Annotated in this window: 22 protein-coding genes; 9 read left to right on the forward strand and 13 right to left on the reverse strand. The window is 67.1% G+C overall.

Features of this window, described 5'->3' with window-relative positions; translation table 11 throughout:
- The first annotated feature begins 183 nt into the window (after nt 1-183).
- From QO033_RS22800 to QO033_RS22810, 3 genes are all read left to right on the forward strand, one after another.
- Nucleotides 184-1,440, forward strand: coding sequence for an efflux RND transporter periplasmic adaptor subunit (locus QO033_RS22800; RefSeq protein WP_284483168.1), 1,257 nt, complete (start codon nt 184-186; stop codon nt 1,438-1,440).
- A complete protein-coding gene (locus QO033_RS22805) occupies nt 1,437-5,249 on the forward strand; it encodes an efflux RND transporter permease subunit (protein ID WP_284483169.1) in 3,813 nt (1,270 codons plus the stop codon). The genes QO033_RS22800 and QO033_RS22805 overlap by 4 nt, the downstream gene beginning before the upstream one ends.
- 286 nt (nt 5,250-5,535) lie before the next feature.
- Nucleotides 5,536-5,775 (forward strand): VPEID-CTERM sorting domain-containing protein, encoded by a 240-nt coding sequence (locus tag QO033_RS22810; protein ID WP_284483170.1) that lies wholly within the window; start codon nt 5,536-5,538, stop codon nt 5,773-5,775.
- Nucleotides 5,776-5,840: 65 nt separating this feature from the next.
- Here QO033_RS22810 and xrtE read toward each other — a convergent pair whose 3' ends face one another.
- The 3 genes from xrtE to QO033_RS22825 form a co-directional block, all read right to left on the reverse strand.
- Nucleotides 5,841-7,445: an exosortase E/protease, VPEID-CTERM system gene (gene xrtE / locus QO033_RS22815; protein ID WP_284483171.1), complete on the reverse strand. Its 1,605-nt coding sequence runs from the start codon at nt 7,443-7,445 to the stop codon at nt 5,841-5,843.
- A 147-nt stretch (nt 7,446-7,592) separates the two neighbouring features.
- Nucleotides 7,593-9,401, reverse strand: a complete 1,809-nt coding sequence (locus QO033_RS22820) for an ABCB family ABC transporter ATP-binding protein/permease (protein WP_284483172.1) — start codon at nt 9,399-9,401, stop codon at nt 7,593-7,595.
- A gap of 170 nt (nt 9,402-9,571) precedes the next feature.
- On the reverse strand, nt 9,572-10,984 hold the full coding sequence (locus QO033_RS22825; RefSeq protein ID WP_284483173.1) for a LysM peptidoglycan-binding domain-containing protein: 1,413 nt from the start codon (nt 10,982-10,984) through the stop codon (nt 9,572-9,574).
- A gap of 236 nt (nt 10,985-11,220) precedes the next feature.
- On the opposite strand from QO033_RS22825, the gene QO033_RS22830 reads away from it, so the two are divergent.
- On the forward strand, nt 11,221-11,772 hold the full coding sequence (locus QO033_RS22830) for an LOG family protein (protein WP_284483174.1): 552 nt from the start codon (nt 11,221-11,223) through the stop codon (nt 11,770-11,772).
- A 245-nt stretch (nt 11,773-12,017) separates the two neighbouring features.
- Here QO033_RS22830 and QO033_RS22835 read toward each other — a convergent pair whose 3' ends face one another.
- Complete coding sequence (locus tag QO033_RS22835) at nt 12,018-12,620, reverse strand: superoxide dismutase (protein ID WP_284483175.1); 603 nt, start codon at nt 12,618-12,620, stop codon at nt 12,018-12,020.
- A 146-nt stretch (nt 12,621-12,766) separates the two neighbouring features.
- Here QO033_RS22835 and QO033_RS22840 point away from each other — a divergent pair, with 146 nt between their 5' ends.
- Complete coding sequence (locus QO033_RS22840; protein WP_284483176.1) at nt 12,767-13,531, forward strand: FkbM family methyltransferase; 765 nt, start codon at nt 12,767-12,769, stop codon at nt 13,529-13,531.
- Nucleotides 13,532-13,554: 23 nt separating this feature from the next.
- Here the strand turns inward: QO033_RS22840 and QO033_RS22845 are convergent, their stop codons facing one another.
- The 5 genes from QO033_RS22845 to QO033_RS22865 form a co-directional block, all read right to left on the reverse strand.
- Entirely contained in the window at nt 13,555-14,121 is a 567-nt protein-coding gene (locus tag QO033_RS22845) for a sarcosine oxidase subunit gamma (RefSeq protein WP_284483177.1), read from the reverse strand.
- Nucleotides 14,114-17,125, reverse strand: a complete 3,012-nt coding sequence (locus QO033_RS22850; RefSeq protein WP_284483178.1) for a sarcosine oxidase subunit alpha family protein — start codon at nt 17,123-17,125, stop codon at nt 14,114-14,116. The genes QO033_RS22845 and QO033_RS22850 overlap by 8 nt, the downstream gene beginning before the upstream one ends.
- Before the next feature lie 61 nt (nt 17,126-17,186).
- A complete protein-coding gene (locus QO033_RS22855) occupies nt 17,187-17,516 on the reverse strand; it encodes a sarcosine oxidase subunit delta (protein ID WP_284483179.1) in 330 nt (109 codons plus the stop codon).
- Nucleotides 17,517-17,855, reverse strand: coding sequence for a hypothetical protein (locus tag QO033_RS22860; RefSeq protein WP_284483180.1), 339 nt, complete (start codon nt 17,853-17,855; stop codon nt 17,517-17,519).
- Entirely contained in the window at nt 17,855-19,099 is a 1,245-nt protein-coding gene (locus tag QO033_RS22865) for a sarcosine oxidase subunit beta family protein (RefSeq protein WP_284483181.1), read from the reverse strand. The genes QO033_RS22860 and QO033_RS22865 overlap by 1 nt, the downstream gene beginning before the upstream one ends.
- Nucleotides 19,100-19,269: 170 nt before the next feature.
- Here QO033_RS22865 and ccmI point away from each other — a divergent pair, with 170 nt between their 5' ends.
- Genes ccmI through QO033_RS22880 form a run of 3 tightly spaced genes read left to right on the forward strand, consistent with a single transcriptional unit; the run spans nt 19,270 to nt 21,208 of the window.
- Entirely contained in the window at nt 19,270-20,502 is a 1,233-nt protein-coding gene (gene ccmI, locus QO033_RS22870; RefSeq protein ID WP_284483182.1) for a c-type cytochrome biogenesis protein CcmI, read from the forward strand.
- On the forward strand, nt 20,499-20,975 hold the full coding sequence (gene ruvX, locus QO033_RS22875; RefSeq protein ID WP_284483183.1) for a Holliday junction resolvase RuvX: 477 nt from the start codon (nt 20,499-20,501) through the stop codon (nt 20,973-20,975). Before ccmI ends, ruvX begins: the two co-directional genes overlap by 4 nt.
- 2 nt (nt 20,976-20,977) lie before the next feature.
- Nucleotides 20,978-21,208, forward strand: a complete 231-nt coding sequence (locus QO033_RS22880; RefSeq protein WP_284483188.1) for a DUF1289 domain-containing protein — start codon at nt 20,978-20,980, stop codon at nt 21,206-21,208.
- Between the two features lie 21 nt (nt 21,209-21,229).
- Here the strand turns inward: QO033_RS22880 and QO033_RS22885 are convergent, their stop codons facing one another.
- From QO033_RS22885 to dusA, 3 genes are all read right to left on the reverse strand, one after another.
- Nucleotides 21,230-22,018: a phytanoyl-CoA dioxygenase family protein gene (locus tag QO033_RS22885; RefSeq protein ID WP_284483184.1), complete on the reverse strand. Its 789-nt coding sequence runs from the start codon at nt 22,016-22,018 to the stop codon at nt 21,230-21,232.
- Complete coding sequence (locus tag QO033_RS22890) at nt 22,012-22,836, reverse strand: sulfite exporter TauE/SafE family protein (protein WP_284483185.1); 825 nt, start codon at nt 22,834-22,836, stop codon at nt 22,012-22,014. The genes QO033_RS22885 and QO033_RS22890 overlap by 7 nt, the downstream gene beginning before the upstream one ends.
- 80 nt (nt 22,837-22,916) lie before the next feature.
- Nucleotides 22,917-23,936, reverse strand: coding sequence for a tRNA dihydrouridine(20/20a) synthase DusA (dusA, locus tag QO033_RS22895; protein WP_284483186.1), 1,020 nt, complete (start codon nt 23,934-23,936; stop codon nt 22,917-22,919).
- Nucleotides 23,937-24,056: 120 nt separating this feature from the next.
- Here dusA and QO033_RS22900 point away from each other — a divergent pair, with 120 nt between their 5' ends.
- Complete coding sequence (locus QO033_RS22900) at nt 24,057-25,127, forward strand: site-specific integrase (RefSeq protein ID WP_284483187.1); 1,071 nt, start codon at nt 24,057-24,059, stop codon at nt 25,125-25,127.
- A gap of 167 nt (nt 25,128-25,294) precedes the next feature.
- Here the strand turns inward: QO033_RS22900 and QO033_RS25370 are convergent.
- Nucleotides 25,295-25,384, reverse strand: a 90-nt coding sequence (locus QO033_RS25370; protein WP_456107298.1) for a transposase domain-containing protein, incomplete at its 5' end; no start/stop codon positions are given.

A 25,384-nucleotide genomic window follows, 5' to 3' on the forward strand; every position in this document is an offset into this window, starting at 1 on the left:
AAGCCAAGGGCTCCGGCCGGGGCAAAATTCCCCCGGCGGAGACCTGCGCGACACGGTTGAACAAAAATCAAGGATGATTGACTGTCCAAGCTGGACAGATGTTATGGAAATGCCGAAACCTCTGCTATCCCCTTCGCTTTCGCGGCCCCGGCCCGACACTTTCAAGAGATTTTCGAGTTTTTCATGCGACCGATCCCGTTTCTGACCGCGCTGCTGGTGACCGCCACCCTGTTCCTGCTGGTCTTCAAGCGCGACGCGCTTCTGGCCTTCGCCCGCGACACCGCGCCCACGGCATCCGAAGCGACGGCCGAGACCGCCCCAACGGAAGCAGCGCCCCAAGCCGTCGCGGCGGGGGAGGAGGAACGCAAGGCGATGCGGGTCGTGGTGCTGCGCTCCGTCGCCCGCACCATCGACAGCGCCGTCGTGCTGCGCGGCGAGACCCGCGCCGCCCGCCAGGTCGAGGTGCAGGCCGAAATCACCGGCGCGGTGTTCTCCGAACCCCGCCGCAAAGGCACCTTCGTCGCCGCCGGCGACGTCCTGTGCAAGCTGGACCCCGGCACCCGCCAGGCGACGCTGGCGCAGGCCCGCGCCGCGCTGGCCGAGGCGCGCGCCTATGTCCCCGAGGCGCAGGCCCGGCAGGAGGAGGCGCACGCCGTCCTCGATGAGGCGCAGATCAACTACACCGCCGCCGAAAAGCTTAGCCAGGGCGGCTTCACCGCCCAGACCACGCTGCTGGCACGCGCCGCCGCCGTCCGCTCCGCCGAGGCCGCCATCGCCTCGGCCGAGGCCGGGGTGGAGGCCGCCCAGGCCGGGATCGAGGCGGCGCAATCCGCCGTCGCCGCCGCCGAGCGCGAGATCACCCAGCTGACGATCACCGCGCCCTTCGCCGGGCTTCTGGAATCCGACGCCGCCGAACTCGGCAGCCTGATGCAGCCCGGCAGCCCCTGCGCCCAGGTCATCCAGCTCGATCCCATCAAGGTGGTCGGCTATGTGCCCGAAACCGAGGTCGCCCGCGTGACCCTCAGTGCCCCGGCGCAGGCGGTGCTGGCCACCGGCGAGGAGATCCGCGGCGCGGTCAGCTTTCTCAGCCGATCTGCGGATCAGACCACCCGTACCTTCGAGGTGGAAATCACCGTGCCCAACCCCGACCTGAGTATCCGCGACGGTCAGACCGCCAGCATCGCCATCGCCGCCGAGGGGGCGACTGCCCACAAGCTGCCGCAGTCGGCACTGACCCTGAACAACGAAGGACGGCTGGGTGTGCGGGTGGTGGAGCCCGACAATCTGGTCGGCTTCCGCCCGGTCGAGGTGCTGCGCGACGAGGCCGACGGCGTCTGGGTCGGCGGCCTGGGCGAACGCGCCGATGTGATCGTCGTCGGACAGGATTTCGTCACCGCCGGCGTCGCCGTGATCCCGAGCTATCGCGAGGTCTCGCAATGACCAGGCTGGTCGACTGGGCCGCCGCCCGGGCCCGGATGGTCCTGGCCTTCATCGCGATCTCGCTTCTGGTCGGCGGCTATGCCTATGTCTCGCTGCCCAAGGAGGGCGAGCCCGATATCGAGATCCCGGCGCTCTTCGTCTGGGTGCAATTCCCCGGCATCTCGGCCGAGGATGCCGAAAAACTGCTGGTCAAGCCGATGGAGACCGAGCTGGCCGATATCGACGGGCTCGACAAGATGAGCGCTACCGCCGCCGAAGGCTATGCCGGGGTGGCGCTGGAGTTCGAATTCGGCTGGGACAAGACCGCCACCACCGCCGATGTGCGCGACGCGATGAATGCCGCTCAGGCGGAATTTCCCGAAGGGGCGGAGCAATATACCATCGCCGAGTTCAACTTCTCGGAATTTCCCATCGTCATCGTCAACCTGACCGGCGCGGTGCCGGAGCGCACCATGGCGCGGGTCGCCAAGCAGTTGCAGGACGATCTGGAATCGCTGGACGCGGTGCTGGAGGCCGGGATCGCCGGCAACCGCGACGAGCTGCTGGAAGTCGTCATCGACCCGCTGCGGCTGGAATCCTACAACGTCACCGCCGCCGAGCTGGTCAATGTGGTGCAGAACAACAACCAGCTGATCGCCGCCGGTGAGGTCGAAACCGATCAAGGCACATTTTCGGTCAAGATCCCCTCCTCCTTCGACAGCCCGCAGGACGTCTACAACCTGCCGGTCAAGACCAACGGCGACCGGGTGGTGACGCTGGGCGAGCTGGCGCAGATCAACTACACCTTCGAGGATCGCGTCGGCACCGCCCGTTTCAACGGTGAAAACACCGTCGCACTGCAGGTGGTCAAGCGGCGCGGGTACAACCTGATCGACACCGTCGACCAGGTGAAGGAAACGCTGGAGAAGGCGCGCGCCAAATGGCCGCCCGAACTGCAGGCGGCGATCCAGGTCGGCACCTCGAACGACCAGAGCCGTGTCGTCGGTTCCATGGTCAACCAGCTCGAAGGCTCGGTGCTGACCGCCATCGCGCTGGTGATGATCGTGGTTCTGGCCTCGCTCGGCAGCCGGGCGGCGCTGCTGGTGGGCTTCGCGATCCCCACCTCCTTCCTGCTCTGCTTTGCGCTGCTGGCGGCGATGGACGTGGCGATTTCCAATATCGTGATGTTCGGCCTGATCCTGGCGGTGGGCATGCTGGTCGACGGCGCCATCGTGGTGGTGGAATACGCCGACAAGCGGATCTCCGAGGGCTCCGGCCCGATGCATGCCTATGTCGAGGCGGCGCAACGGATGTTCTGGCCGATCATCAGCTCCACCGCGACGACGCTCTGCGCTTTCCTGCCGATGCTGTTCTGGCCCGGGGTGCCCGGCGAATTCATGGGCATGCTGCCGGTGACGCTGATCTTCGTGCTCTCCGCCTCGCTGGTGGTGGCGCTGGTCTACCTGCCGGTGATGGGGGGCGTTACCGGGCGGATGTCGCGCGGCTTCAGCCATATCTCTGACGCGCTTCGGGCGCGGACGCCCTGGGTGCTGCGCGCGATCCTGGTGCCCATCGCGCTCTATGCGATGTTCGCGGCGGCAATGCAGGTGCTGAACCCGCATTACCTGATCCCCGCGGCGGTGCCGATCTCTGCGGTCACCGGCTCGCTGCTGGGCGGGATCCTGTTCCTGCTGGCCGGCGTCGCCGGCTCCATCACCCTCAGCGCCGCCCGGATCGAACGCGCCCCGCGCCCGGTCGGGGCCGATCGGCGCTATTCCGTCTTCGGCTGGGTGATCTATCTGATCGCCGGCAACCCGGTGATGCCGCTGGTGGCGGTGGCCGCGGTCTTTGCCGGGGTCTTCTATGTCACCGCCATCCTGTTCCCGGCCAATTCCCGGGGGGTGGAGTTCTTCGTCGAATCCGAACCCGAACAGGCCACCGTCTATGTCCGTGCCCGCGGCAATATCTCTCTGGCGGAAACCGACGCGATGGTGCGTCAGGCCGAACAGGTGGTGCAGGCGCATCCGGCGGTGATCAACGTCTTCTCCTTCGCCGGCGACGGCGGGCTGAACCAGAACACCGGCGGCGCCCAGTTGCCGGCCGATACTGTCGGCCAGATCCAGTTCGAGATCATTCCCTGGGAAGACCGTCCGCGTGCCCTGCAACCCTGGCTGGGCGGCCGTCTGGAGCGGGAGATGACGGTTCCCGAATATGACGGCGATTTCGTTCTGGACCAGCTCAGCGCCGAACTGGCCAAGCTGCCCGGCTTCGAGACCGAGGTGGTGCCGCTGGGCCGTGGCCCGGCCTCTGCCAAGCCGATCCACCTGCGGCTGAAGGGCGACAACTGGGACGAGCTGACCGCGGCGACCGAATACGCCCGCCAGCGGTTCGACGACACCGCCGGGCTGATCAAGACCGAGGATACCCTGCCCCTGCCCGGCATCGACTGGCAGGTCGACGTCGACGTGGAGAAGGCCGGCCGCTTCGGTGCCGACGTCGCCACCGTGGGCGCCATGGTGCAGCTGGTCACCCGCGGCATCCTGCTGGACACCATGCGGGTCGACAGTTCCGACGACGAGATCGAGATCCGCGTGCGCCTGCCGCGCCGGGACCGGGTGCTGAGCACGCTGGACACGCTGAAGCTGCGCACCGCCGACGGGCTGGTGCCGCTGTCCAACTTCGTCACCCGTGAACCGGTGGCCAAGCTCGCCACAATCAGCCGGGTCGATCAGCAGCGCTATTTCGACGTCAAGGCCGATGTTCAGTCCGGGCTCTACAAGATGGTCGGGCCGGCTCCGGACGGCAGCAGCGACGAGGTCACCCTGGCCACCCTGCACCAGCTGGGCGGCGGCCTGTCGACCGGCGGCGCGGTGATCGAGGCAGCGGACGGCAGCCGCTATGAACTGGTGCAGCTGGGCGCGGCGGCGGATGTCACGGCGCTGGAACAGGCGGTGGCGGCGGGGGCGCACTTCGCCCCGATCAATGTCAACGAACGGATCGCCATGCTGACCGACTGGCTGGACACCGCCCCCTTCCCCGCCAGCGTCAGCTGGGAATGGACCGGCGATCAGGAGGACCAGTCGGAAAGCCAGGACTTCCTGATGAAGGCGTTCCTGGCGGCGCTGGGGCTGATGTTCGTGATCCTGCTGGCGCAGTTCAACAGCTTCTACAACTCGGTCCTGGTGCTGCTGGCGGTGATCCTGTCGACCACCGGCGTGCTGATCGGCATGATGGTGATGCAGCAGCCCTTCTCGATCATCATGACCGGCACCGGCATCGTGGCGCTGGCCGGGATCGTCGTGAACAACAATATCGTGCTGATCGACACCTATCAGGAATTCAGCCAGTACATGCCCCGGATCGAAGCCATCGTCCGCACCGCCGAGGCGCGGATCCGCCCGGTGCTGCTGACCACGATCACCACCATGGCGGGGCTGACGCCGATGATGTTCGGCCTCAGCCTCGATTTCATCGGCGGCGGCTATTCGATCGACAGCCCCACCGCGCTTTGGTGGAAGCAGCTGGCCACCGCCGTGGTCTTCGGTCTCGGCATCGCAACCGTGCTGACCCTGATCGTGACCCCGTCGCTGCTGGCGATCCGGGTCTGGATCGGCAGCTATCTGGGCTGGGGGCTGCAGCTGCTGGCGCGGCTGGGCGCCGGTCGCGGCAGCCGGATCGCCCGGGACATGCAGCTGCACCGCGCGGTCCGGCGGCTGAAATCGACCGAGATCATCTGGGATCAGGACGCAGACACCCCGCCCGAGAGCGCGGAGAGCGATCCCCCGGTGACGGCCCCGTCCGCTCCTCCGACCGCCAGCGCGGCCAGCTGAACCGCCATCCGTGCCCCGGACCGCCCCGGTGGCCCGGGGACAACCACAGCCAGAATCCCCCATCGCGATTCGCCAGAACCGAATCGGTCGCCACCGCCGGCAACCGCCGGATGCCCCCTTCCTGAGCATCTACCCCTGCAACCGGAGGGTTATCTTTCCCCAACCGGGAACAATGAGAAATCAACCTGCGGTATTGGTTCCGGGTATCCGCCAATATGTTGTTAATTTTTGCTAAAATTTTCCCGGTCTGCCACATCTGAAGACGGATCAACTGGGAGTATCTTTTATGCGTAAACTCATCATTGCCACCGCCTCCGTCCCCGCGCTCTTCGCCAGCACGTTGAGTGCTTCAGCCCAGACCTCGGCCGGCACCTTCGGTTCCTTCTGGGACTGGTGCTGGGGCGACAGCGGCTCGGGCTCCAGCTCGCAAGTGCCGGAAATCGACGCCTCGACCAGCCTGCTGGCCGTCGCCGCCATCGGCGCCGCCCTGATCCTGTCCTGGGAACTCAAGCGCCGCCGCGCCTGACCCCGGCGCCGACCGCCCGGACGGACCCGCAGAAGCCAGCCTGCCCGATACGATCGGCTCTCAGATCAGATCAAAGACCAGTCGCCGCTCAGCACCGCTGCAGCGGCGACTGTTGCATTTGCCACCGCGTGCGCGACGATGGCATCGGCCAGACGGTTCCGCCGCAGCATCACCAGCGCAAAGACGATCCCCGCCGCGCCGGCCTCGACGATCCGCCCGTGCAACAACGCGAAGGCCGCCGTCGACACCAGGATCGCCGCCAGCCGCATCGGCCAGCCACCGGTGTCGAGCCGCGCCAGCAGATAGCCGCGAAAGAAGGCCTCCTCGATCAGCGGCACCAGCAGCGAGGTGCCCAGCACCCGCACCGCCGCCCAGATCAGCAGCGCCGCCGCCCCCAGCGTCTCCAGCCCGGCCAGCGGCTGCGCCCCGCGCTCTGCCAATGCCACCCAGGCCAACCCGACCAGCGCCCCGGCCGCCAGCGCCACCGGGTCGAGCCGCCAGTCCAGCCGCAGGAACGGTTTGCGAAACACCCAGAGCGCCGCGGCCATCATCGCCGCCTGCAGCGGGAATCCCAGCGCCGGGGCCTGCCAGAAGCTGTTCACCACCAGCCCGGAGCACATGAAGATGATGAAGGGCACGATGCTAGCCACCGTCCAGTCCTGCGTCAGCGGCAGCGGCGCGGCGGTCTGCGGCGCCTCGGTCGCCACCTCCGGTGCGGCGCCGCCACTGCCGCGCTGCAGCCAGCGCAGGTTCTGCACCACCGCCAGCACCGCCAGCGCCAGCAGGGTGAAGAACAGCCAGCCGGCGAAGCTGTGGAACCCGTTGACCGCCAGTTCCGGCGAGACATAGGTGCCCAGCAGGATCAGCACCGCGATCCGCACGCCGTTGAACACCCAGCTGGCCAGCAACGCCAGCGGCAAGACGATCAGCCAATAGCGCCCCGGCCGCAGCATCCCGCGCATCAGCAGCGCGTAGAGCACCATGAAGCCGAAGATCAGCGCGAAGCCCTCGATCCCCGAACAGGCGGCGGACACCTCGACCTGAAAGGTCTCGGTGCCGATGGTCGGCGGCCCCAGATGCAGAAACACCTGCTGTCCGGCCAGCGACAGCATCACCGCCACCGCATAGAAGGTGGAAATCTGCAGCCGCTCGATGCTCCAGGCGGTGCCCAGGACCTCGGCCAGATCGGGGATCAGCCCGGCCAGCGCCGCCAGCAGCACCAGCCCGGCGCCGCCCTGACGCAGCCACGCCCGCCAGGCCCCGGCCTGCATCAACCACAGCAGCCCGCCCAGAGCCGCCACCGCGGTGCCGAAGATCAGCAGCACCAGGAAGCCGGCGAAATCGCCGCGCCGGACCTGCGCGTCCGAGATCAGCCAGGGCAGGAAGATCAGCACCAGCCCGGCCAGATGCACCCCGATCCACAGACGGCGCCCCGGCAGCCGCGCCGCCAGATCGCCGAGCGCCCGGCGCAGCCCGGGCCGCAGCGCCAGCAGCAGCGTCATGGCCGCCACCGCGGACAGCCCCCTGAGCGCCCCGCCGCGCAGCGCCCGGCAGGCCAGCTCCACGCCGGTCTGCCGGCATTCGAAAGAGGTGAAAACCTGGAACACCAGGATGACCGCCACAAATTCGGCCATCACGATCCCCAGCGCCAATCCAACACGCCTGCCCATTTACGCTCCTGTCACCGGCACCCGACGCCCGCAGGCGTCCCCGGGCCCGACCCTACGGACAATCGGGACGGCATCATGGCAAAAATCGGAAGTTATCTGGGTTCGCCCCCGCCGCAGACCCCGATCGGCGCGGCGGGGGCGGAAAGCTCAGGCCGCGTCGCTGTCGGACTGCTGGCGGCGCCACAGCGTCGCATAGCGCCCGCCGCGCGCCAACAGATCGGCATGGGTGCCCTGTTCGACCACCTCGCCGGCGTTCAGCACGACGATACAGTCGGCCTCGGCGATGGTGGAGAGCCGGTGGGCGATGGTGATCACCGTGCGCCCCTCGCCGGCGCGGGCCAGCGCGCCCTTGATCTCCTGCTCGGTATGGCTGTCGAGCGCCGAGGTCGCCTCGTCCAGCAGCAGGATCGGCGGGTTCTTCAGCAGCGTCCGGGCGATGCCGACACGCTGCTTTTCGCCGCCCGACAGCTTCAGGCCGCGTTCGCCCACCTGGGTGTCGTAGCCGTCGGGGAGCGAGCTGATGAAATCGTGGATCTGGGCCGCGCGGGCGGCATCCTCGATCTCTTCCGTGCTGACCCCGTCGCGACCGTAGGCGATGTTATAGCGGATGGTATCGTTGAAGAGCACCGTGTCCTGCGGCACCACGCCAATGACCGCATGCAGGCTTTCCTGGGTCACATCGCGGATGTCCTGACCGTCGATCCGGATGGCGCCGCCCGTGACGTCGTAGAAGCGGAACAGCAACCGGCCGATGGTGGATTTGCCCGAGCCGGTGGCGCCGACGATGGCCACGCTCTGCCCCGCGGGCGCGGCAAGGCTCACGCCCTTCAGGATCTCGCGGTCGGGGTTGTAGGAGAACCGCACGTCGTCCAGCTCGACCCGGCCACCGGTGATCTTCAGCGCCGGGGCGCCCGGCTTGTCGCTGACCTCCTGCGGCTGCTCCAGCAGATCGAACATCTCGCCCATGTCGACCAGCGCCTGGCGGATCTCGCGATAGACGGTGCCGAGGAAGTTCAGCGGGATGGTGATCTGGATCATATAGGCGTTGACCATGACGAAATCGCCCACCGTCAGCGTGCCGTTCTGCACCCCGATCGCGGCAAGCACCATCACCCCGATCAGCCCCAGCGTGATCAGCAGACTCTGACCGAAGTTCAGGAAGGCCAGCGAATAGGCGGTCTTCAGCGCCGCCCGCTCATAGCCCCGCATCGCCACGTCATAGCGCGCCGCCTCGCGGTCCTCGGCCCCGAAGTATTTCACTGTCTCATAGTTCAGCAGGCTGTCGATCGCCTTCTGGTTGGCATCGGTGTCCTGATCGTTCATCTCGCGGCGCAGCTGCACCCGCCATTCGGTGACCTTGAAGGTGAACCAGACATACAGCGCGATGGTCACCGCCACGATCAGCAGATACCAGGCGTCGAACAGCACCGTCAGGATGACGGCAACCAGCGTCAGCTCCAGGATCAGCGGCCCGACGCTGAACAGCAGGAACCGCAGCAGGAATTCGACGCCCTTCACCCCCCGTTCGATGATCCGGCTCAGCCCGCCGGTCTTGCGGCTGATGTGATAGCGCATCGACAGGCGGTGAATATGGGTGAAGGTCTCCAGCGCCAGCCGCCGCAGCGCCCGCTGCGCCACCGGGGCGAAGATGGCGTCGCGCAGTTGCTGCAGCCCGGTGTTGAAGATCCGCGCCACCCCATAGGCCACGGTCAGCCCGACCGCCCCCAGTGCGATGGTGGGAACCCCCTCCTTGGCCAGCGCGTCCACCGCCTCCTTGTATAGGATCGGGGTGTAGACGGCGATCAGCTTGGAGGCCACCAGCGCCAGCATCGCCAGAACGACACGGCGTTTGACCCAGGGCTGTTCCCGGGGCCAGAGATCGGGGGCGACTTTTCGGATGGTGCGCCAGCCGGACGCGCGTTCGGCCTGGGCGGGGATATCGGTCGGTTGGGTCATGCGTCTTCCTTGCCTGCGCCCCCACATAGGGCGGCGCCGGCAAAATGACCAGAGCCCGCGACCTTCCTGCCTGGCCCCGGGATCATCTCTGCCCCGATACGCCCACCTGTGGACCACCCCGCGGGCACGGTCCCGGCCTGCCCCCTGAACCGCACGCAGGAACGGGCGCGCTACTCCGGGATCGAGAAGACCTGTCCGGGGTAGATCAGGTCGGGATTGCGGATACGGTCGCGGTTGGCCTCGAACACCCGGACATAGAGCACCCCTTCGCCATAGCGCGCCCGGGAGATCGCCCAGAGGGTGTCGCCCTTCTGCACCGTGACCGCCCGCACCGGCGGCACCTCAGCCGCGCCGGCGGCCGGCCCCGGGGCCGCGGCCAGCGCCTCGGGCGCCTCGCGCTTGAACGGGGTCTCCAGCCGGCTGACCACCGCGCCGGTATCGTCCAGCTCATCGAGCCGCAGCGTATAGACCCCCGGCGCGATGCCGGTGAGGTTGCCGGACCAGCGCCCATCGCCCGCCGCCTGCAGGTCCTCGACCGCGCGATTGTCCAGATAGACCCGGACCAGCGCCTGCCCACCGGCACGGCCGGAGAGGGTCACCTCCCCCTCGGCGCTGTAGCCGATCAGATCGAGGCTCAGCGCCTGCAGCGCATCCGGGCGCGGAGCCGAGGCGGGCTGGATCAGCTCCACCCCCCCGGCATCGGAGCGCAGCACCGCGACCGGAGCCGGGGCGGACGTTGCTTCCGGGGCCGGCGTCCCCCCCACCGGCGCGGGCGCCTGCGTCCCCACATCCGTGGTCGCGGGGGCCATGGCGGTTTCGCTGCGCGCAGGTGCGGGCGCGACCGGCGCATCCGTCGCGGGTGCCGGTGCACGGCCCTGTGAGTCCCCGGTCGCCGCGGGGGTCCCCGCCACAACCGCTTCCGCCTCCCCCGCTGAGGAGGTGGCTTCGGCAACGACCGGCGCGGCAACGGGGGCCAGAACGGGGGCCAGAATGATCTCGTCGTCGGAGAAGACCTCAGCCTCGCCCAGCACCGCCTTCAGGCGCAGCACCCGTGGCGCCTCGCTGGGCGGCAAGGTGAGGAAATGCACGAACTCCCCCTCCGGTCCGACGGTCAGGCCGTCCTGCTCGACCCCATCGAGCAGCAGCGTCACCCGGCTTTGCGGCAGCGCCTGACCGGCGATCACCGCGGTGCCATCGGCCTCGACCCGCACCAGATCGAACCGTGGCGGAGCCATCGTGGCATCCGCAGGCTCTGCCGTGGGCGCGGGCGCCGTGCCCGCTGTCGTGTCGGCTGCTGTCGCGGGGACGGTCGCCGGGACCGTATCGGAGGTCGTCTTGGGGGGCGTCGTCGGAGCCGCCTCGGCCGCCGGCGCAGCGGTGTTCTCCCCTGCCGGGCGCACAGCTTCGGCCTCCGGCGCGGGCGCCGGGGTGACCGGGGCCGGCTGGATCACTGCCGGCGCGGTCTCCGTCCCCTGCCCCGCCACATTGACATAGTAATAGAGCCCGACCGCCCCGGCCACCACGACCGCGCCGCCCAGACCGAGGATGCCCGTCAGCCCCCAGCTTCCCGTTTCCGTCGCCATTCCGTCCATCCCCACGTCTGTCGGAGGCGCGCAGGCATCCGTTCGCCCCGCGCGCAGCCATCGCTGTTGCCCACTGCCGGCCTGCCCCGTGTCTCCGCGCCGCCATCGCCTGTGCGCCCGCTCCCCAGCTGCGGCGTCGCAGATCCCTGCGCGGAGTTGAGCCAGCCTAGCAATCCGGCTATCAGGGGTCAAAACACGTAAATCACCCCCATGACAAGAGAATGAGAGGCCCGGCGATGCCCACGAAATCCGTATGTGTCTATTGTGGCTCACGCACGGGCAGGTTGCCCGCCTATACCGAGGCCGCGCGCGGTCTGGGCACCGGGCTGGCACAGGCGGGCTGGCAACTGGTCTATGGCGCCGGCGATGTCGGTCTTATGGGGGAAGTCGCCCGCGCCGCCCAGGCCGCCGGTGGCGATACCTTCGGCGTGATCCCGGAACATCTGGTGCGGCGCGAGGTCGGCAAACACGACCTGACCCGCTATGTCGTCACCCAGACCATGCATGAACGCAAGAAGGTGATGTTCATGAACGCCCAGGCGGTGGTGGTGCTGCCCGGCGGCGCCGGATCGCTGGACGAGCTGTTCGAAGTGCTGACCTGGCGCCAGCTGGGGCTGCACGACAAGCCGATCGTGATCCTCAACACCGAAGGCTACTGGGACCCGCTGCGCGCGCTGATCGGACAGATCACCGCCGAAGGCTTCGCCGATCCTTCGCTGGAAACGCTGCTGAGCTGGGCCGACAGCCCGGAAGAGACGATCGCCCTGCTGCGTGGCGCGCTGGCCTGATCGCGCCCCCTTCTTCTCTGGCGAAATACTCCCGCCGGAGGCCTCAAATCTCAAAACCCGCGCCCGGGGCGGATGCCGGACAGGTGAGTATTTGGGCAGAGAAGAAGGGACCGGCCCGCCCGGATCTGCAGGCCCCGGCGCCTGCTTCCCGCGATGAGCGGGCGGCGACGGAAAGACAAACGCCCGGTCGCGGGGACCGGGCGTCATCGTCTCGGCCGGGGCGCACGGCCCCTGCCGCGGCGCGCTTACTTCAGGCGCGCGGCGACGTTTTCCCAGTTCACCAGGTTGTCCAGGAAGTTGGTCAGGTAGGCCGGACGCTTGTTGCGGAAGTCGATGTAGTAGGAATGCTCCCACACATCGCAGCCCAGCAGCGCGGTCTGATCGAAGCACAGCGGATTGACGCCGTTTTCGGTCTTGGTCACCGCCAGCGAGCCATCGGCGTTCTGCACCAGCCAAGCCCAGCCGGAACCGAACTGCGCGGCACCGGCGGCGGCGAATTGCGATTTGAACTCATCGACCGAGCCGAAGGACTCGACCAGCGCCTTTTCCAGCGCGCCCGGCATGGCGGCGCCGCCCGGACCCATCATTTCCCAGAACTGGGTGTGGTTCCAGTGCTGCGAGGCATTGTTGAAGATGCCGTTCTGGGCGACCGCGCCGGCCTGGTAGGTGCCCTTGACGATCTCTTCAACCGATTTGCCTTCCCACTCGGTACCGGCGATCAGCTTGTTGCCGTTGTCGACATAGGCCTTGTGGTGCAGGTCGTGGTGATATTCCAGCGTTTCCGCAGACATGCCCTTGGATGCCAGCGCGTCATGTGCATAAGGGAGATCGGGTAGTTCAAAAGCCATCTTGGACCCCTGCTTTCTAAGTTGCGTTTCCTCGCAAGTACATGCGGCCCTGCCGCAGGCAGGTCAAGGCCCATGACGGGAAAACCCCGCCCCCCGGCCAAGAAGAGCCGAGCCGCGGAGGGCGGACGAGAAGAGAGGCAGGCAGGATGCTGACACGGCTGCGCAAGGCGATTTATCGCGCGCGGGGCGCCTATCGGGGCCGCCTGGGCGGGGTGCCCTTCCGTCTCGATCCCTATCACAGCAAGTTCTGGCGCCGGGCCGGTGCCGGTCGCTGGGAGCCGGAAACCTTCGCGGTGCTCGATGCCCATCTGGCGGCCGACCGCGACTATCTGGATATCGGCGCCTGGATCGGACCGACGGTGCTCTATGCGGCGAAAAAGGCGCGTCATGTCTGGGCGTTCGAGCCCGACGCCACCGCCTTTCGCCATCTGGCCTGGAATATCGAGCTGAACGGTCTGGCCAATGTCTCCGCCCTGCCGGTGGCGCTGGCCGCCCGCACCGGGGTGGCACGGATGGCGAGCTTCGGCGGCGAGCCGGGCGACAGCATGACCAGCCTGCTGAAGGGCGCAGAGGCCGGCGGCAGCGATGTCGTCACGCTCGACTGGCGCGCCTTTGCCGGCGATGTCGATCTGTCGGGGGTGGGCCTGGTCAAGATGGATGTGGAAGGCGCGGAATTCGACCTGATCCCGGAGCTGCTGCCCTGGCTGCAGGCGGTGCGCCCGGCGCTCTATCTCTCGACCCATGCGCCCTATCTGAACGAGGGCGAACGGGCGGCGCGGATGGGCCGGCTTTTCGACCAGCTATCCTTCTACGGCCAGTGCCGGGACGGTGACGGCGCCCCTGTCACCGCGGCGACGTTCACCGCGGCGGCGGCGCTGACGCGGTTCCCGACCTTCCTGTTCACCGAATAGGCCGGTCGTAACGGCGCCCCGGTTCAGTAAATTCCGACTGCCGATCCCGGCAGGGCGGACTCATTCAGAAGCGCGAAGGCATATTCCGCCACCGAGCGGAAGCAGATGATGCCGAAGCTGCCGTCGGCCTCCATCCAGACCGCGGCGGCGATCTGGCCCATGCGGCTGCGGCGGAAGCGGCCCGGTTCGAACTGGCCCGGCGCGAAATCGATCGGGAAGATCTTGCCCATCACCTCGCGCGCGGCGGGACCGGAGATGCGGAATTTGGCCCGCGCGTCTGAGACATCCACCGCCAGCCCATGCGCCGCCCCGAAGCTGGCGGTCGCCAGCTCCACCCCGGCCGGCGCGGCCTCATAGGCGCAGAACAGCATCAGCTCGTCCGGCGACATCCAGGCGACGGCGCCGGTCTTGCCGAAGACGATCTGCCCCTGCGCCGGAAGCTTCGCGCCAGTCACCGTGGCGGCAATCGATTTCACCGGTTTCGAGGCCAGATCGCCCCGCAGGGTGATCATGCCGGCAGGCCCGGCTTCCTCGATATGGGCGATCCCGTCGAAACGGGCGCCGCTCAGCGGGCTGATCGGGTCAGACATTCTGCTTCTCCCCCTCCTTGTCGAAGACCACCGGATCGACGATCTTCGCCTGATAGGTCTTGCCGTTCAGCCCCGGGAAATCGATCACCTCGCCCATCCGATCGGGGCCGTTCAGAACCAGCCCCATGGCGATACCGCGGCCCAGCGTCGGCGAATAATAGGTTGAGGTCACCCGGCCTTGCGTGTTGCGCTGGCCGTTGGCGTTGACACCTTCGGCCGGGGCATAGGCGCCATCGGGCAGCACGCTGCCGTCGAGCGTTTCCAGCCCCACCAGCTTCCAGCGGGCGGGATCGGTCATGTGGCTGCGCTGCTGCGCGCGCTTGCCGATGAAGTCGTCCTTCTTCTTGGAGACCGCCCAGTCCAGTCCCAGATCCTGCGGGATCACGGTGCCATCGGTCTCGTCGCCGATCATGATGAAGCCCTTCTCGGCCCGCAGGATATGCAGCGCCTCGGTGCCATAGGGCATCATCCCGAAGGTCTCCCCGGCGGCGATCAGCTGGTCCCAGAGCGCCCGGCCATAGCCCGCCTTCACCGCGATCTCGAACGACAGCTCGCCGGAGAAGGAGATACGGTAGATGCGCACCGGGATCCCGCCCAGCTCGCCCTCGACCCAGCCCATGAACGGCAGCGCCTGTTTCGACACATCGAGCCCGCCGAGCGCCTCCAGCACGGCGCGCGCCTTCGGGCCGACAACAGCGATCTGGGCGTATTGCTCGGTCACGTTGGCGGTATAGACCTTCATGTCCCACCATTCGGTCTGCAGCCATTCCTCCATATGCGCATGGATGTGATCGGCCCCGCCGGAGGTGGTGTGGCAGAGGAAGCTGTCCTCGTCCAAGCGGGCGACGACGCCATCATCGATCAGGAAGCCGTTTTCAGAGCACATCAGCCCGTAGCGGCATTTGCCCGGCTTCAGGCTGGACATCATGTTGGTATAGATCAGGTCCAGGAAGCGGCCGGCGTCCGGGCCCTTGACGATGATCTTGCCCAGCGTGGAGGCATCAAGAATTCCAACGGCTTGCCGGGTATTGCTCACCTCGCGCATGACAGCGTCATGAGGGGTTTCGCCGTCCCGGAGATAGGCGAAGGGACGGCGCCACTGGCCGACCGGTTCCCAGTCCACCCCATGCGCCTCGTGCCAGCCGTGCATCGGCGTGCGCCGCAGCGGCTGGAACAGCTCGCCACGCGCATCGCCGGCCATGGCGCCGAAGCTGATCGGTGTATAGGGCGGCCGGAAAGTGGTGGTGCCCACCTGCGGGATCGGCTGACCCAGTGCATCAGAAAGAACTGCCAGACCGTTGATATTGCTGAGCTTACCCTGATCTGTCGCCATCCCCAGCGTGGTATAGCGCTTGGTGTGTTCGACGCTCTCGTAGCCCTCGCGTGCGGCGAGCTGGACATCGGCGACCTTGACGTCGTTCTGGAAATCCAGCCAGGCCTTGGCGCGCAGCTCGGGGCTGGCGGCGGCGGGCATCATCCAGACCGGCACCATCGGCGCCTCTTCCGGTTCGAGAACCGCGGGCAGCGCCGATTTCTTCGCCTTGAAGCCCGCGGCCTGGGCGGCGGATTTGCCGGCGGCGGCGGCATCGGCCAGCCCGGCGCCCAGCCCCATATAGCCATTGGCGGCGCCGGCGGCGAGAACAAAGCCGGCCCCGTCGGCGCCCACCGGTGCGGCCGCCGGATCGGGGCGGAACATCGCCTGCGCCTCGTCCCAGATCAGCTTGCCGCCGCAATGGGACCACAGATGCACCACCGGCGACCAGCCGCCCGACATCGCCACCGAGTCGCAGGCGATTTCCTCCAGCGCGGCGCCGGAGCCTTCCTGGGCGCAGATCGCCAGCTTGCTCACCCGTTTGCCGCCCGCGACCTTGGCGACGGCGCGGCCGCAATCGACGCGCAGCCCGAGGCTGCGGGCCTCCTCCATCAGCGTGCCGCCGCCGGTGGCGCGGGCATCGAGGATGCGCAGCACTTCCGCCCCGGCGCGTTTCAGCGCGATGGCGGTGCGATAGGCGTCGTCGTTGTTGGTGACCACCACGACCTTCTGCCCCGGGATGACCCCGTAGTTGACGGCATAGTCGCGCATCGCCGAGGCCAGCATCACCCCCGGCACATCGTTGCCGGCGAAGGACAGCGGCCGCTCGATGGCCCCGGTGGCGGTGACGATCTGGCGGGCGCGGACCCGCCACAGCCGGTGGCGCGGCCCCTCTGCCCCGGGGCGATGATCGCTGAGCCGCTCATAGCCCAGAAGATAGCCGTGATAGAACACCCCGGCCCCCATGCAGCGGGTCCTCAGGGTGACATTGGGCAGCGCCTTCAGCGCCGCCACGGTTGCGGCGATCCAGTCTTCGGCCGGCTGACCGTCGATCTCGCCGCCGTCCACCGGGGCGCGGCCCCCCCAATGGGCGGTCTGTTCCATCACCAGGACCCGGGCGCCGGTGGCGGCAGCGGTTTTCGCTGCCATCAACCCGGCAACGCCGCCGCCGATCACCACCACATCGGCGAAGGCATAGAAATGCTCGTAACGATCCGCATCCGCCTCCTTCGGCGGCTGACCCAGCCCGGCCGACTGGCGGATGACCGGCTCGTAGACATGTTTCCAGAAGGCGCGCGGATGGATGAAGGTCTTGTAATAGAAGCCGGCGGGAAAGAACCGCGCCAGCGCCGCGTTCACCGCGCCGACATCGAATTCCAGACTGGGCCAGTGGTTCTGACTGCTGGCGCAGAGCCCGTCGAACAGCTCGGTGGTGGTGACCCGCTGGTTCGGCTCGAACCGCGCGCCCAGGCCGAGACCGACGAGCGCGTTGGGCTCCTCGGCGCCGGAGGCGACGATGCCGCGCGGGCGGTGGTACTTGAACGAGCGGCCGACCAGCATCTGATCGTTGGCCAGAAGCGCGGAGGCCAGGGTATCGCCGGCATAGCCCTTCATCGGCTTGCCGTTGAAGGTGAAGGTCACGGGGCGGGAGCGGTCGATCAGACGGCCCTGTTTGGCGATACGGGTGCTCATCCGGCGGGCCTTTCGCTTGGGACGCGGGGCGCGATGTGAGTATTTTTGCAGAGAAGAAGGCTCATTCCGCGGCGCCCCATGTCCAGCCGGGGCGCCGGGCGGCGATGGCGTCGCGGATCGCCAGCGGCGGTTCAAGGGTCTGGGCGGAATAGGTGCCGAAGACCTCCAGCGTCACCGTGCAGCGGGCGGCATGGAACCACTTGCCGCAGCCATAGGCATGGCGCCAGCGTTCGAAATGCACCCCCTTGGGGTTTTCCCGGGCGAAGAGGTAGTCGCGGAACTCCTCGTCAGAGGCGCCGGGGCCGAAACGGGTGATATGCGCCTCACCGCCGGCGGCGAATTCGGTTTCCTCGGCGGAGACGCCGCAACAGGGGCAGGTCAGGATCAGCATCTATCTGTCCTCTTCATTCTTAGGCGCCTGGAAGTAGATTGGAACAGAAAATGATATTTTCTGGGAGTTAGTGGTATTCCGGTTATTTTTGGCATCTATCCCGGCAGATGCGCGCACAATCCCTAAGACCGGAACTTCCACCTTCGCATCTCCGGCCTTCGTGCTCTCACTGGTGACCTCAACAAGAAGTTCGAATTGCACACTCTGAGGTTCAATTTGCGCAATCCCTTCAACATAGCCGGGAGCAATATTGACGCGGCTTTCTTTGCGCGCCTCGACGACTGCATCCGAAATCTCAAGCAAGGCGGCCTTCACGAAGTCTTTGATCGAGACAACCATCAATGCGCGACCCCCGCCGCGACGCTTTCGTCGATGAAGCGGCCCTCGGTGAAACGGTCGAGCGAAAATTCTTCGGCCAGCGGCGACTGGCCCCGGGCCATCAGCTCGGCAAAGGCCCAGCCCGATCCCGGGATCGCCTTGAAGCCCCCGGTGCCCCAGCCGCAGTTGACGAAGATCCCCTCTACCGGCGTTTTCGACAGGATCGGCGAGCGGTCGCCGGTCATGTCGACGATGCCGCCCCATTGCCGGAGCATCTTGATCCGCGAGATGATCGGGAAAGTCTCGATCAGCGCCGCCAGCGTATGTTCGATGTGATGATAGCTGCCGCGCTGGGAATAGTTGTTGAAGCTGTCGGTGCCGCCGCCGATCACCAGCTCACCCTTGTCGGACTGGGACATGTAGCCGTGCACCGTATTGGCCATGACGACGATATCGATCAGTGGCTTCACCGGTTCGGAAACCAGCGCCTGCAGCGCCACGCTTTCGATCGGCAGGCGGAAGCCGGCCAGATCGGCCAGCACGCCGGAGTGGCCGGCGACCACCATCCCCAGCTTGTCACAGCCGATCTCGCCCCGGGTGGTGGAGACGCCGGTGACCTTGCCGCCGGCGCGCATCACCCCGGTGACTTCGCAGTTCTGGATGATATCCATGCCCATGTCGGAACAGGCGCGGGCATAGCCCCAGGCCACCGCATCATGCCGCGCGGTGCCGGCGCGAGCCTGCCAGAGCCCGCCCAGAACCGGATAGCGCGGCCCGTCGAGATTGATGATCGGCAGCAGTTCCTTGACCCGCTCGGGCCCGACCCACTCGGTCTCCACCCCCTGCAGCGCATTGGCATGCGCGGTGCGCTCATAGCCGCGCACCTCGGACTGGGTCTGCGCCAGCATCAGGCAGCCGCGCGGGCTGAACATCACATTGTAATTCAGATCCTGGCTGAGATCCTCATAGAGCGACCGCGCCTTCTCGAAAATCGCGGCAGAGGAATCCTGCAGATAGTTCGACCGGATGATGGTGGTGTTGCGCCCGGTGTTGCCACCGCCGAGCCAGCCCTTTTCCAGGATCGCGACATTGGTGATGCCGAAATTCTTGCCGAGGTAATAGGCCGTGGCCAGCCCGTGCCCGCCGGCGCCGACGATGATCACGTCATAACGGGCCTTCGGCTCGGGCGCGCGCCAGGCCCGGCCCCAGCCCTTGTGATACCTCAGGGCCTCACGGGCGACGGCAAAGGCGGAATAGCGTTTCATGGGCGAATCCGATCGGTGTCTGTCCTCTATAGTCATAGCCGCCTGACCCGGCTTTTTCCCACTGCAAATTGCCGCTCCCGGTCACAGTTGCGACATGACCGCCATGACAAGCGTTTTGCCCTTTTTTCAGGCCCTCCGGCACGATAGATCAGGATGAAACGGGAGAGCTCATGACGTTCTGGATCATTACGACGCTGATGGCGCTGGCGGCGGCCGCGCTGCTGGTTCTGGCGATGATGCGCAGCCGCGCCGGCGCCGGGCCCGCGGCCGCCTATGACATGCAGGTCTATCGCGACCAGCTGAAGGAAATCGACCGCGATCTGGCGCGCGGGGTGATCGGCCAGGAAGACGCCGACCGGCTGCGCACCGAGGTCTCGCGCCGGATCCTGTCGGCCGATGCCGCATTGCGCGGCGCCGGCAACGGCGACGGCCAGCCGGCGGGCGCGACCGCGGTGATGGCGGTGGCGCTGGCGGTGCTGGTCATCGGCGGCTCGATCCTGGTCTACCGCGCCCTCGGAGCGCCGGGCTATGGCGATCTGGGGCTGCAGCAACGCATCGCCATGGCCGCGGAGGCGCGCAAGAGCCGCCCCGATCAGACCGCCGCCGAGGCGCGGATGCCGGCGCAGCCGGCGCCGGAGCTGGAGGCAGGCTATCAGAAGCTGATCGACCAGCTGCGCAGCACCGTGGCGGCCCGTCCCGACGATCTGCGCGGCCACGATCTGCTGGCCCAGCATGAGGCCAATATCGGCAACTTCAAGGCCGCCTATGCCGCCAAGGCCCGGGTGCTGGAGCTGAAAGGCGATGCGGCCACCGCCAAGGATTACGGCGATTATGCCGAACTCCTGGTGATGGCGGCGGGCGGCTATGTCTCGCCGACAGCGGAACAGGCCCTGGGCCGGGCGCTGAAACTCGATCCCAACTACGGACCGGCGCGCTATTACTGGGGCCTGATGATGGCGCAGACCGGGCGGCCCGACGTCGCCTTCGGCATCTGGGAGGAGACCCTGCGCATGGGGCCGCCGGATGGCTACTGGATCGCGCCGATCCGCGGCCAGATCGAAGAGCTCGCGTCGCTGGCCGGGGTCCGCTACAGCCTGCCGCCGGCGGCTGGCGGCCCGATGATGCCCGGCCCCAGCGCCGCCGACGTCGAGGCCACCCGCGACATGAGCGATGCCGACCGGCAGGAGATGATCCAGGGCATGGTCGGGCGGCTGTCGGACCGGCTGGCGAGCGAGGGCGGCAGCCCGGCGGAATGGGCCCGGCTGATCGGCGCGCTCGGCGTGCTGGGACAGACCGACCGTGCCCGGGCGATCTATCAGGAGGCGCTGCAGACCTTCGCCAGCGATACCCAGGCGCTGACCCAGATCGAAGCGGCAGCCCGCAACGCGGGGATCGCCGAATGATCCAGGACGATTTCGCCGATTTCGTCGCCGCGCTGCCGCCGATGACCGCGCTGGTCGGCCTCGATCTGGGCGACAAGACCATCGGCGTCGCGGTCTCCGATCGGATCGGCGCCGTGGCCACGCCGCTGGAGACCATCCGGCGCAAGAAATTCGGTGTCGATGCCGCCCGGCTGCTGGAGATCATCGCCCATCGCGAGGCCGGCGGCATCCTGCTGGGCCTGCCGCGCAACATGGACGGTAGCGAGGGGCCGCGCTGCCAGTCCACCCGCGCCTTCGCCCGCAATCTCAGCCGGCTGACCGATCTGCCGATCGGCTTCTGGGACGAGCGGCTGTCCACCGTGGCCGCCGAACGGGCGCTGCTGGAGGCGGATACGTCCCGAAAACGTCGCGCCGAGCTGATCGACAACGTCGCCGCCGGGTATATCCTGCAAGGGGCGCTGGACCGGATGCGCCATATGAAGGCAGAGGGATGAGCATGACCGATCAGCTCTGGCAGCGCGCCGAAGTCGAGAGCCCCTGCGTGAAGATCTGCGTGATCCACCCGACGGCGCAGATCTGCGCCGGCTGTTACCGGACGTTGGATGAAATCGCCCGCTGGTCGCAGATGAGCCCCGAGGATCGCCGGGAGGTCATGGCCGCCCTGCCCGAGCGCAAACCGGCGCTGAGCCGCCGTCGCGGCGGCCGGGCCGCCCGGGCCGCCCGCTGACCCGCCACGGCGCCGCCCGGCTCAGTCCGCGCCAAGCCAGGCGGTGATCCCGCCCGGCATCGGCGGGCGGAAATAGGCGATCATCCGTCCCTCCGCCGGCGCCGGCGCCTCCGCGCTCCAGGGCGCCACCCCATGCAGCGCCAGACGATGCAGCAGCACCGCCTCCCCCGGCCGGGCCGGCAGCGGCAGCCGCCGACAGGTCTCGAACACCTCTCGGCGGGCCGCCTGATAAGCCTCGGTCACGTCGATCTCGGACCAGCGCTCAGGCGGATAGGGCGCCAGCGCGGCGGCGAGCGCGGCGCGCAGGATCTCGTGGCTGCCCTCCCAGACCACCAGCGGCGCTGCCTGTGGCGATACATCGGTCAGCGGCAGACCAAGGATGAAGGCATGCGGCTCGGCGATCCGGCGACGGCGATCCGGCCCCTCCGCCTTGAGCCCGTCGAGATGCGCGGCATCGCGTCGCTGACGATAGCGGAAGGCGCCCGGCCCCTCCCCCGCGCGCGGTCGCGGATAGCCGGGAAAGACGGTGGAGAGCTGACCGCGGTGCAGTGGCGGCAGGGTACCGAACTGGTCGCGCAGAAACGCCACCGCCGGCCCGGACAAAGGGGCCGATCCGGCCACCCGCCCCACCGCATCGTTGGGCAGCGCGTCGAGACCGACGAACCAGGAGCCCTCGCAGACATGGCCCTGCGAAAAGGCCGGGTCGCGCAGGGCGGCGCGCCCGGCCGTCAGGGCCGCGGCGGCCCACAGACGCACCTGCGGATCGGCCCCGAACCGGGCCCAGCCGCGGGTGAAGAAATCGCCTACCACCCCATCGCCTTGCGCAGCATGTTCAGCGCGACCAGGATCAGGAAGACGGCGAAGACACGTTTCAGCGGCTTCGGATCCATCGCATGGGCGATCTTGACCCCCAGCGGCGCGGTCAGCGTGGTCATCGCGATCACCACCAGGAAGGTGGGGATGTTCACCGCCCCGATCGAATAGGGCAGCTGCGCCGCCGCATCCACCGGCATCAGCATGAAGCCCAGCACCGAGGGCAGCGCGATGATCACACCGAAGCCCGCCGCCGTCGCCACCGCGCGGTGGATCGGGGTGCCATGCAGGGTCATCAGCGGCACCCCGAAGCTGCCGCCGCCGATGCCCATCAGCACCGACAGGAAGCCCACCATCGGCGACAGGCTGGCCCGTTTGATCCCTTTCGGCATCTCCTCGCCCAGTCGCCATTCGGATTTCCCCAGCGCCAAATAGAGCCCGATCAACAGCGCCAGAATACCGAACAGCGCCTGCAGCGCGCTGGAGCGGAGCTGCGAGGCGACCAGAACCCCGACCACGGCACCGACGACGATCCCCGGCCCCCAGCCGCGCAGGATGCTCCAGTCCACCGCCCCCTTGCGGTTGTGGCTGAGCACCGAGCGGGTCGAGGTCACGATGATCGTCGCCAAAGAGGTCGCGAGGCAGACCTGCATCAGCTGCGGCCCGCCATATCCCAGTGTCTGGAAGGCATAGAAGAAGGATGGCACCAGGACGATCCCGCCGCCGACGCCGAGCAGCCCGGCCAGAACCCCGGCCAGAGCGCCGATCACCAGCAACAGCACCAGCATCTGCAACAACAACATCGTATCGGGCATACGCTCTCTCTCAGATTGGGAATGTGTCGGCGGCTTACACCCGGGCGGAGAGAGAGACCAGAACCGTTGGCGGTAACAGCTCAGTCGGCCGGTTCGGCTGCCCGAATATGCGTCAGCGCCTCTTCCACCAGCTCGGGGCCGGCGTCAGCGCGCGCGGCGCCCTCGGACAGGATGCGGCGCCAGATCCGGGCGCCCGGGCGCCCGGCGAACAGCCCCAGCATATGGCGGGTGATCTGATGCAGCCGGCCACCGGCGGTCAGATGCGCCTCGATATAGGGCAGCATGGCGCGGGCGGCCTGATCGGGCCCGTCACAGGGCGCGCGTTTCGCACCGTAAAGGCGCGTGTCCGCCGCCCCCAGGATATCCCAGGGTTGATGATAGGCGGCCCGCCCGATCATCACCCCGTCGAAGCCCGCCGCCAGAAACGCCTCCGCCTGATCGAGGCTGGCAACACCGCCGTTCACCGACAGATGCAGATCGGGAAAATCGGCCTTCATCCGCAGCGCCAGATCGTAGTCGAGCGGCGGGATATCCCGGTTCTCCTTCGGGCTGAGCCCCTTCAGCCAGGCCTTGCGGGCATGGATGGTGAACCGCCGGCAGCCGGCGGCCGACACCCGCGCAAGGAAATCGGGCAGCACCGTTTCCGGGTCCTGATCGTCGACGCCGATCCGGCATTTCACCGTCACCTCGCAAGACACGGCATCCTGCATCGCCTTGACGCAATCGGCCACCAGATCGGGTTCGGTCATGAGCACCGCCCCGAAGCGGCCCGATTGCACCCGGTCCGAAGGACAGCCACAATTGAGGTCGATCTGATCATAGCCCGCCGCCGCGCCCAGCCGCGCCGCCGCTGCCAGCTCCGCCGGGTCGGAGCCGCCCAGCTGCAGCGCCACCGGATGCTCCTCGGGGCTGTAGTCCAGCAGATGCAGCGCCCCACCCCGCACCAGCGCCGGGGCGGTGACCATCTCGGTATAAAGCAGGGTTTCCTGCGACATCAGCCGGTGAAAGTAGCGGCAATGCCGATCGGTCCAATCCATCATGGGCGCGACGGACAGGCGAGAGGCCTTTGATAAATCATATTTTTTTATTTCATCAGTCACTTAGCTGCGCCTCATCTTCGTCTCGTTCCCGCCTGTTCTGTACCAAACACGCCGATTTCGACGCTGGACTTGGCACAATGTACCAAATAGAATTCCCATGTACCAAGTCAGGAGGCCATCATGGGCTCGATTACCACGCGCAAACGTAAAGATGGCAGTAGCAGCTATCTAGCTCGTGTGCGTGTAATGCGAGAGGGCTCTACTTATCATGAGACGAAAACCTTTGACAGACGCCCCGCTGCGACCGCCTGGATAAAGAAGCGTGAGAAAGAGCTTGCCAAGCCCGGAGCGCTGGAGGAACTGAATGCATCCGACCCTCCCCTGTCCAAAGCGATCGAGCGCTACACCGAAGAAACGGTGAAGGACATCGGTCGCACAAAGGCGCAGGTCCTCAGGACCATCGCCTCCTACCCGATCGCCGATCTGCCCTGTTCCACCATCAAATCGAAGGATATCATCGAGTTCCTTCAGTCTCTGCCTGGACAACCGCAAACCGTCGGGAACTACGCGAGCCATCTCGCCTCCATATTCGCCATCGCACGACCGATGTGGGACTTCCGACTGGATGACCGAGAGATGAGAGACGCGATCACCGTCGCGCGCCGCATGGGTATCATCTCCCGTTCCGCGCAGCGAAATCGCAGACCCACCCTCGATGAACTCGACCGGCTGCTGACCCACTTCATTGATCGGCGCCAGCGAATACCTCAAGCCATGCCCATGCACAAGGTGATCGTTTTCGCTCTTTTCTCGACCCGCCGGTTGGCAGAGATCACCCGCCTCACCTGGGATGACTTCCAGAAGGAGCACAAGCGCATCCTGATCCGTGACATGAAGCATCCCGGCGAAAAGCTCGGAAACGATACCTGGGTCGATCTGCCCGAGGAAGCCATTCGGATCATCGACAGCATGCGCAGGAGCAAGACTGAGATCTTCCCCTACTCCCCCGACGCGATCACGGCCAACTTCACCCGCGCTTGCAAACTGCTCGGGATCGAGGATCTGCATTTCCACGATCTACGCCATGAAGGCATTTCTCGGTTGTTCGAGATGGGTTGGAACATTCCCCATGTCGCAGCAGTCAGCGGGCACAGGTCCTGGGTCAGCCTGAAACGCTATACGCACATCCGAGAGACAGGCGACAAATATGCAGCTTGGGACGGTCTGCAACTCGCGATCGACAACGACTGAACTATCGCCCCAAGGGATTAACTGGATATTCACTCGACACAAACTCAAGCGGCACCGGATCCGAGATTGACGTGCTGCCATGTTTTCCACGCACACTTGGTTGCGAGAGGGCGCAGCCAACGAAACCTGCGATTGGTCGTAAGCGGCGGCTGCATCCCACCTCAGGTTCAGCTTGACGGCTTGAAGTTCCACGGGAGAAGTTCGTCGATGCGGCCTTGCGGATGGCCGGCGGCGATGGCCTCGAGGGTGGTCTTGAG

The sequence above is a fragment of the Pseudodonghicola flavimaris genome, assembly GCF_030164425.1.
Lineage (GTDB): Bacteria > Pseudomonadota > Alphaproteobacteria > Rhodobacterales > Rhodobacteraceae > Pseudodonghicola > Pseudodonghicola flavimaris.

Coding starts and splice junctions, on each gene's coding strand:
- QO033_RS22800 (WP_284483168.1), top strand. CDS start 184: ATGCGACCGATCCCGTTTCTGACCGCGCTGCTGGTGACCGCCACCCTG.
- QO033_RS22805 (WP_284483169.1), top strand. CDS start 1,437: ATGACCAGGCTGGTCGACTGGGCCGCCGCCCGGGCCCGGATGGTCCTG.
- QO033_RS22810 (WP_284483170.1), top strand. CDS start 5,536: ATGCGTAAACTCATCATTGCCACCGCCTCCGTCCCCGCGCTCTTCGCC.
- xrtE (WP_284483171.1), bottom strand. CDS start 7,445: ATGGGCAGGCGTGTTGGATTGGCGCTGGGGATCGTGATGGCCGAATTT.
- QO033_RS22820 (WP_284483172.1), bottom strand. CDS start 9,401: ATGACCCAACCGACCGATATCCCCGCCCAGGCCGAACGCGCGTCCGGC.
- QO033_RS22825 (WP_284483173.1), bottom strand. CDS start 10,984: ATGGCGACGGAAACGGGAAGCTGGGGGCTGACGGGCATCCTCGGTCTG.
- QO033_RS22830 (WP_284483174.1), top strand. CDS start 11,221: ATGCCCACGAAATCCGTATGTGTCTATTGTGGCTCACGCACGGGCAGG.
- QO033_RS22835 (WP_284483175.1), bottom strand. CDS start 12,620: ATGGCTTTTGAACTACCCGATCTCCCTTATGCACATGACGCGCTGGCA.
- QO033_RS22840 (WP_284483176.1), top strand. CDS start 12,767: ATGCTGACACGGCTGCGCAAGGCGATTTATCGCGCGCGGGGCGCCTAT.
- QO033_RS22845 (WP_284483177.1), bottom strand. CDS start 14,121: ATGTCTGACCCGATCAGCCCGCTGAGCGGCGCCCGTTTCGACGGGATC.
- QO033_RS22850 (WP_284483178.1), bottom strand. CDS start 17,125: ATGAGCACCCGTATCGCCAAACAGGGCCGTCTGATCGACCGCTCCCGC.
- QO033_RS22855 (WP_284483179.1), bottom strand. CDS start 17,516: ATGCTGATCCTGACCTGCCCCTGTTGCGGCGTCTCCGCCGAGGAAACC.
- QO033_RS22860 (WP_284483180.1), bottom strand. CDS start 17,855: ATGGTTGTCTCGATCAAAGACTTCGTGAAGGCCGCCTTGCTTGAGATT.
- QO033_RS22865 (WP_284483181.1), bottom strand. CDS start 19,099: ATGAAACGCTATTCCGCCTTTGCCGTCGCCCGTGAGGCCCTGAGGTAT.
- ccmI (WP_284483182.1), top strand. CDS start 19,270: ATGACGTTCTGGATCATTACGACGCTGATGGCGCTGGCGGCGGCCGCG.
- ruvX (WP_284483183.1), top strand. CDS start 20,499: ATGATCCAGGACGATTTCGCCGATTTCGTCGCCGCGCTGCCGCCGATG.
- QO033_RS22880 (WP_284483188.1), top strand. CDS start 20,978: ATGACCGATCAGCTCTGGCAGCGCGCCGAAGTCGAGAGCCCCTGCGTG.
- QO033_RS22890 (WP_284483185.1), bottom strand. CDS start 22,836: ATGCCCGATACGATGTTGTTGTTGCAGATGCTGGTGCTGTTGCTGGTG.
- QO033_RS22900 (WP_284483187.1), top strand. CDS start 24,057: ATGGGCTCGATTACCACGCGCAAACGTAAAGATGGCAGTAGCAGCTAT.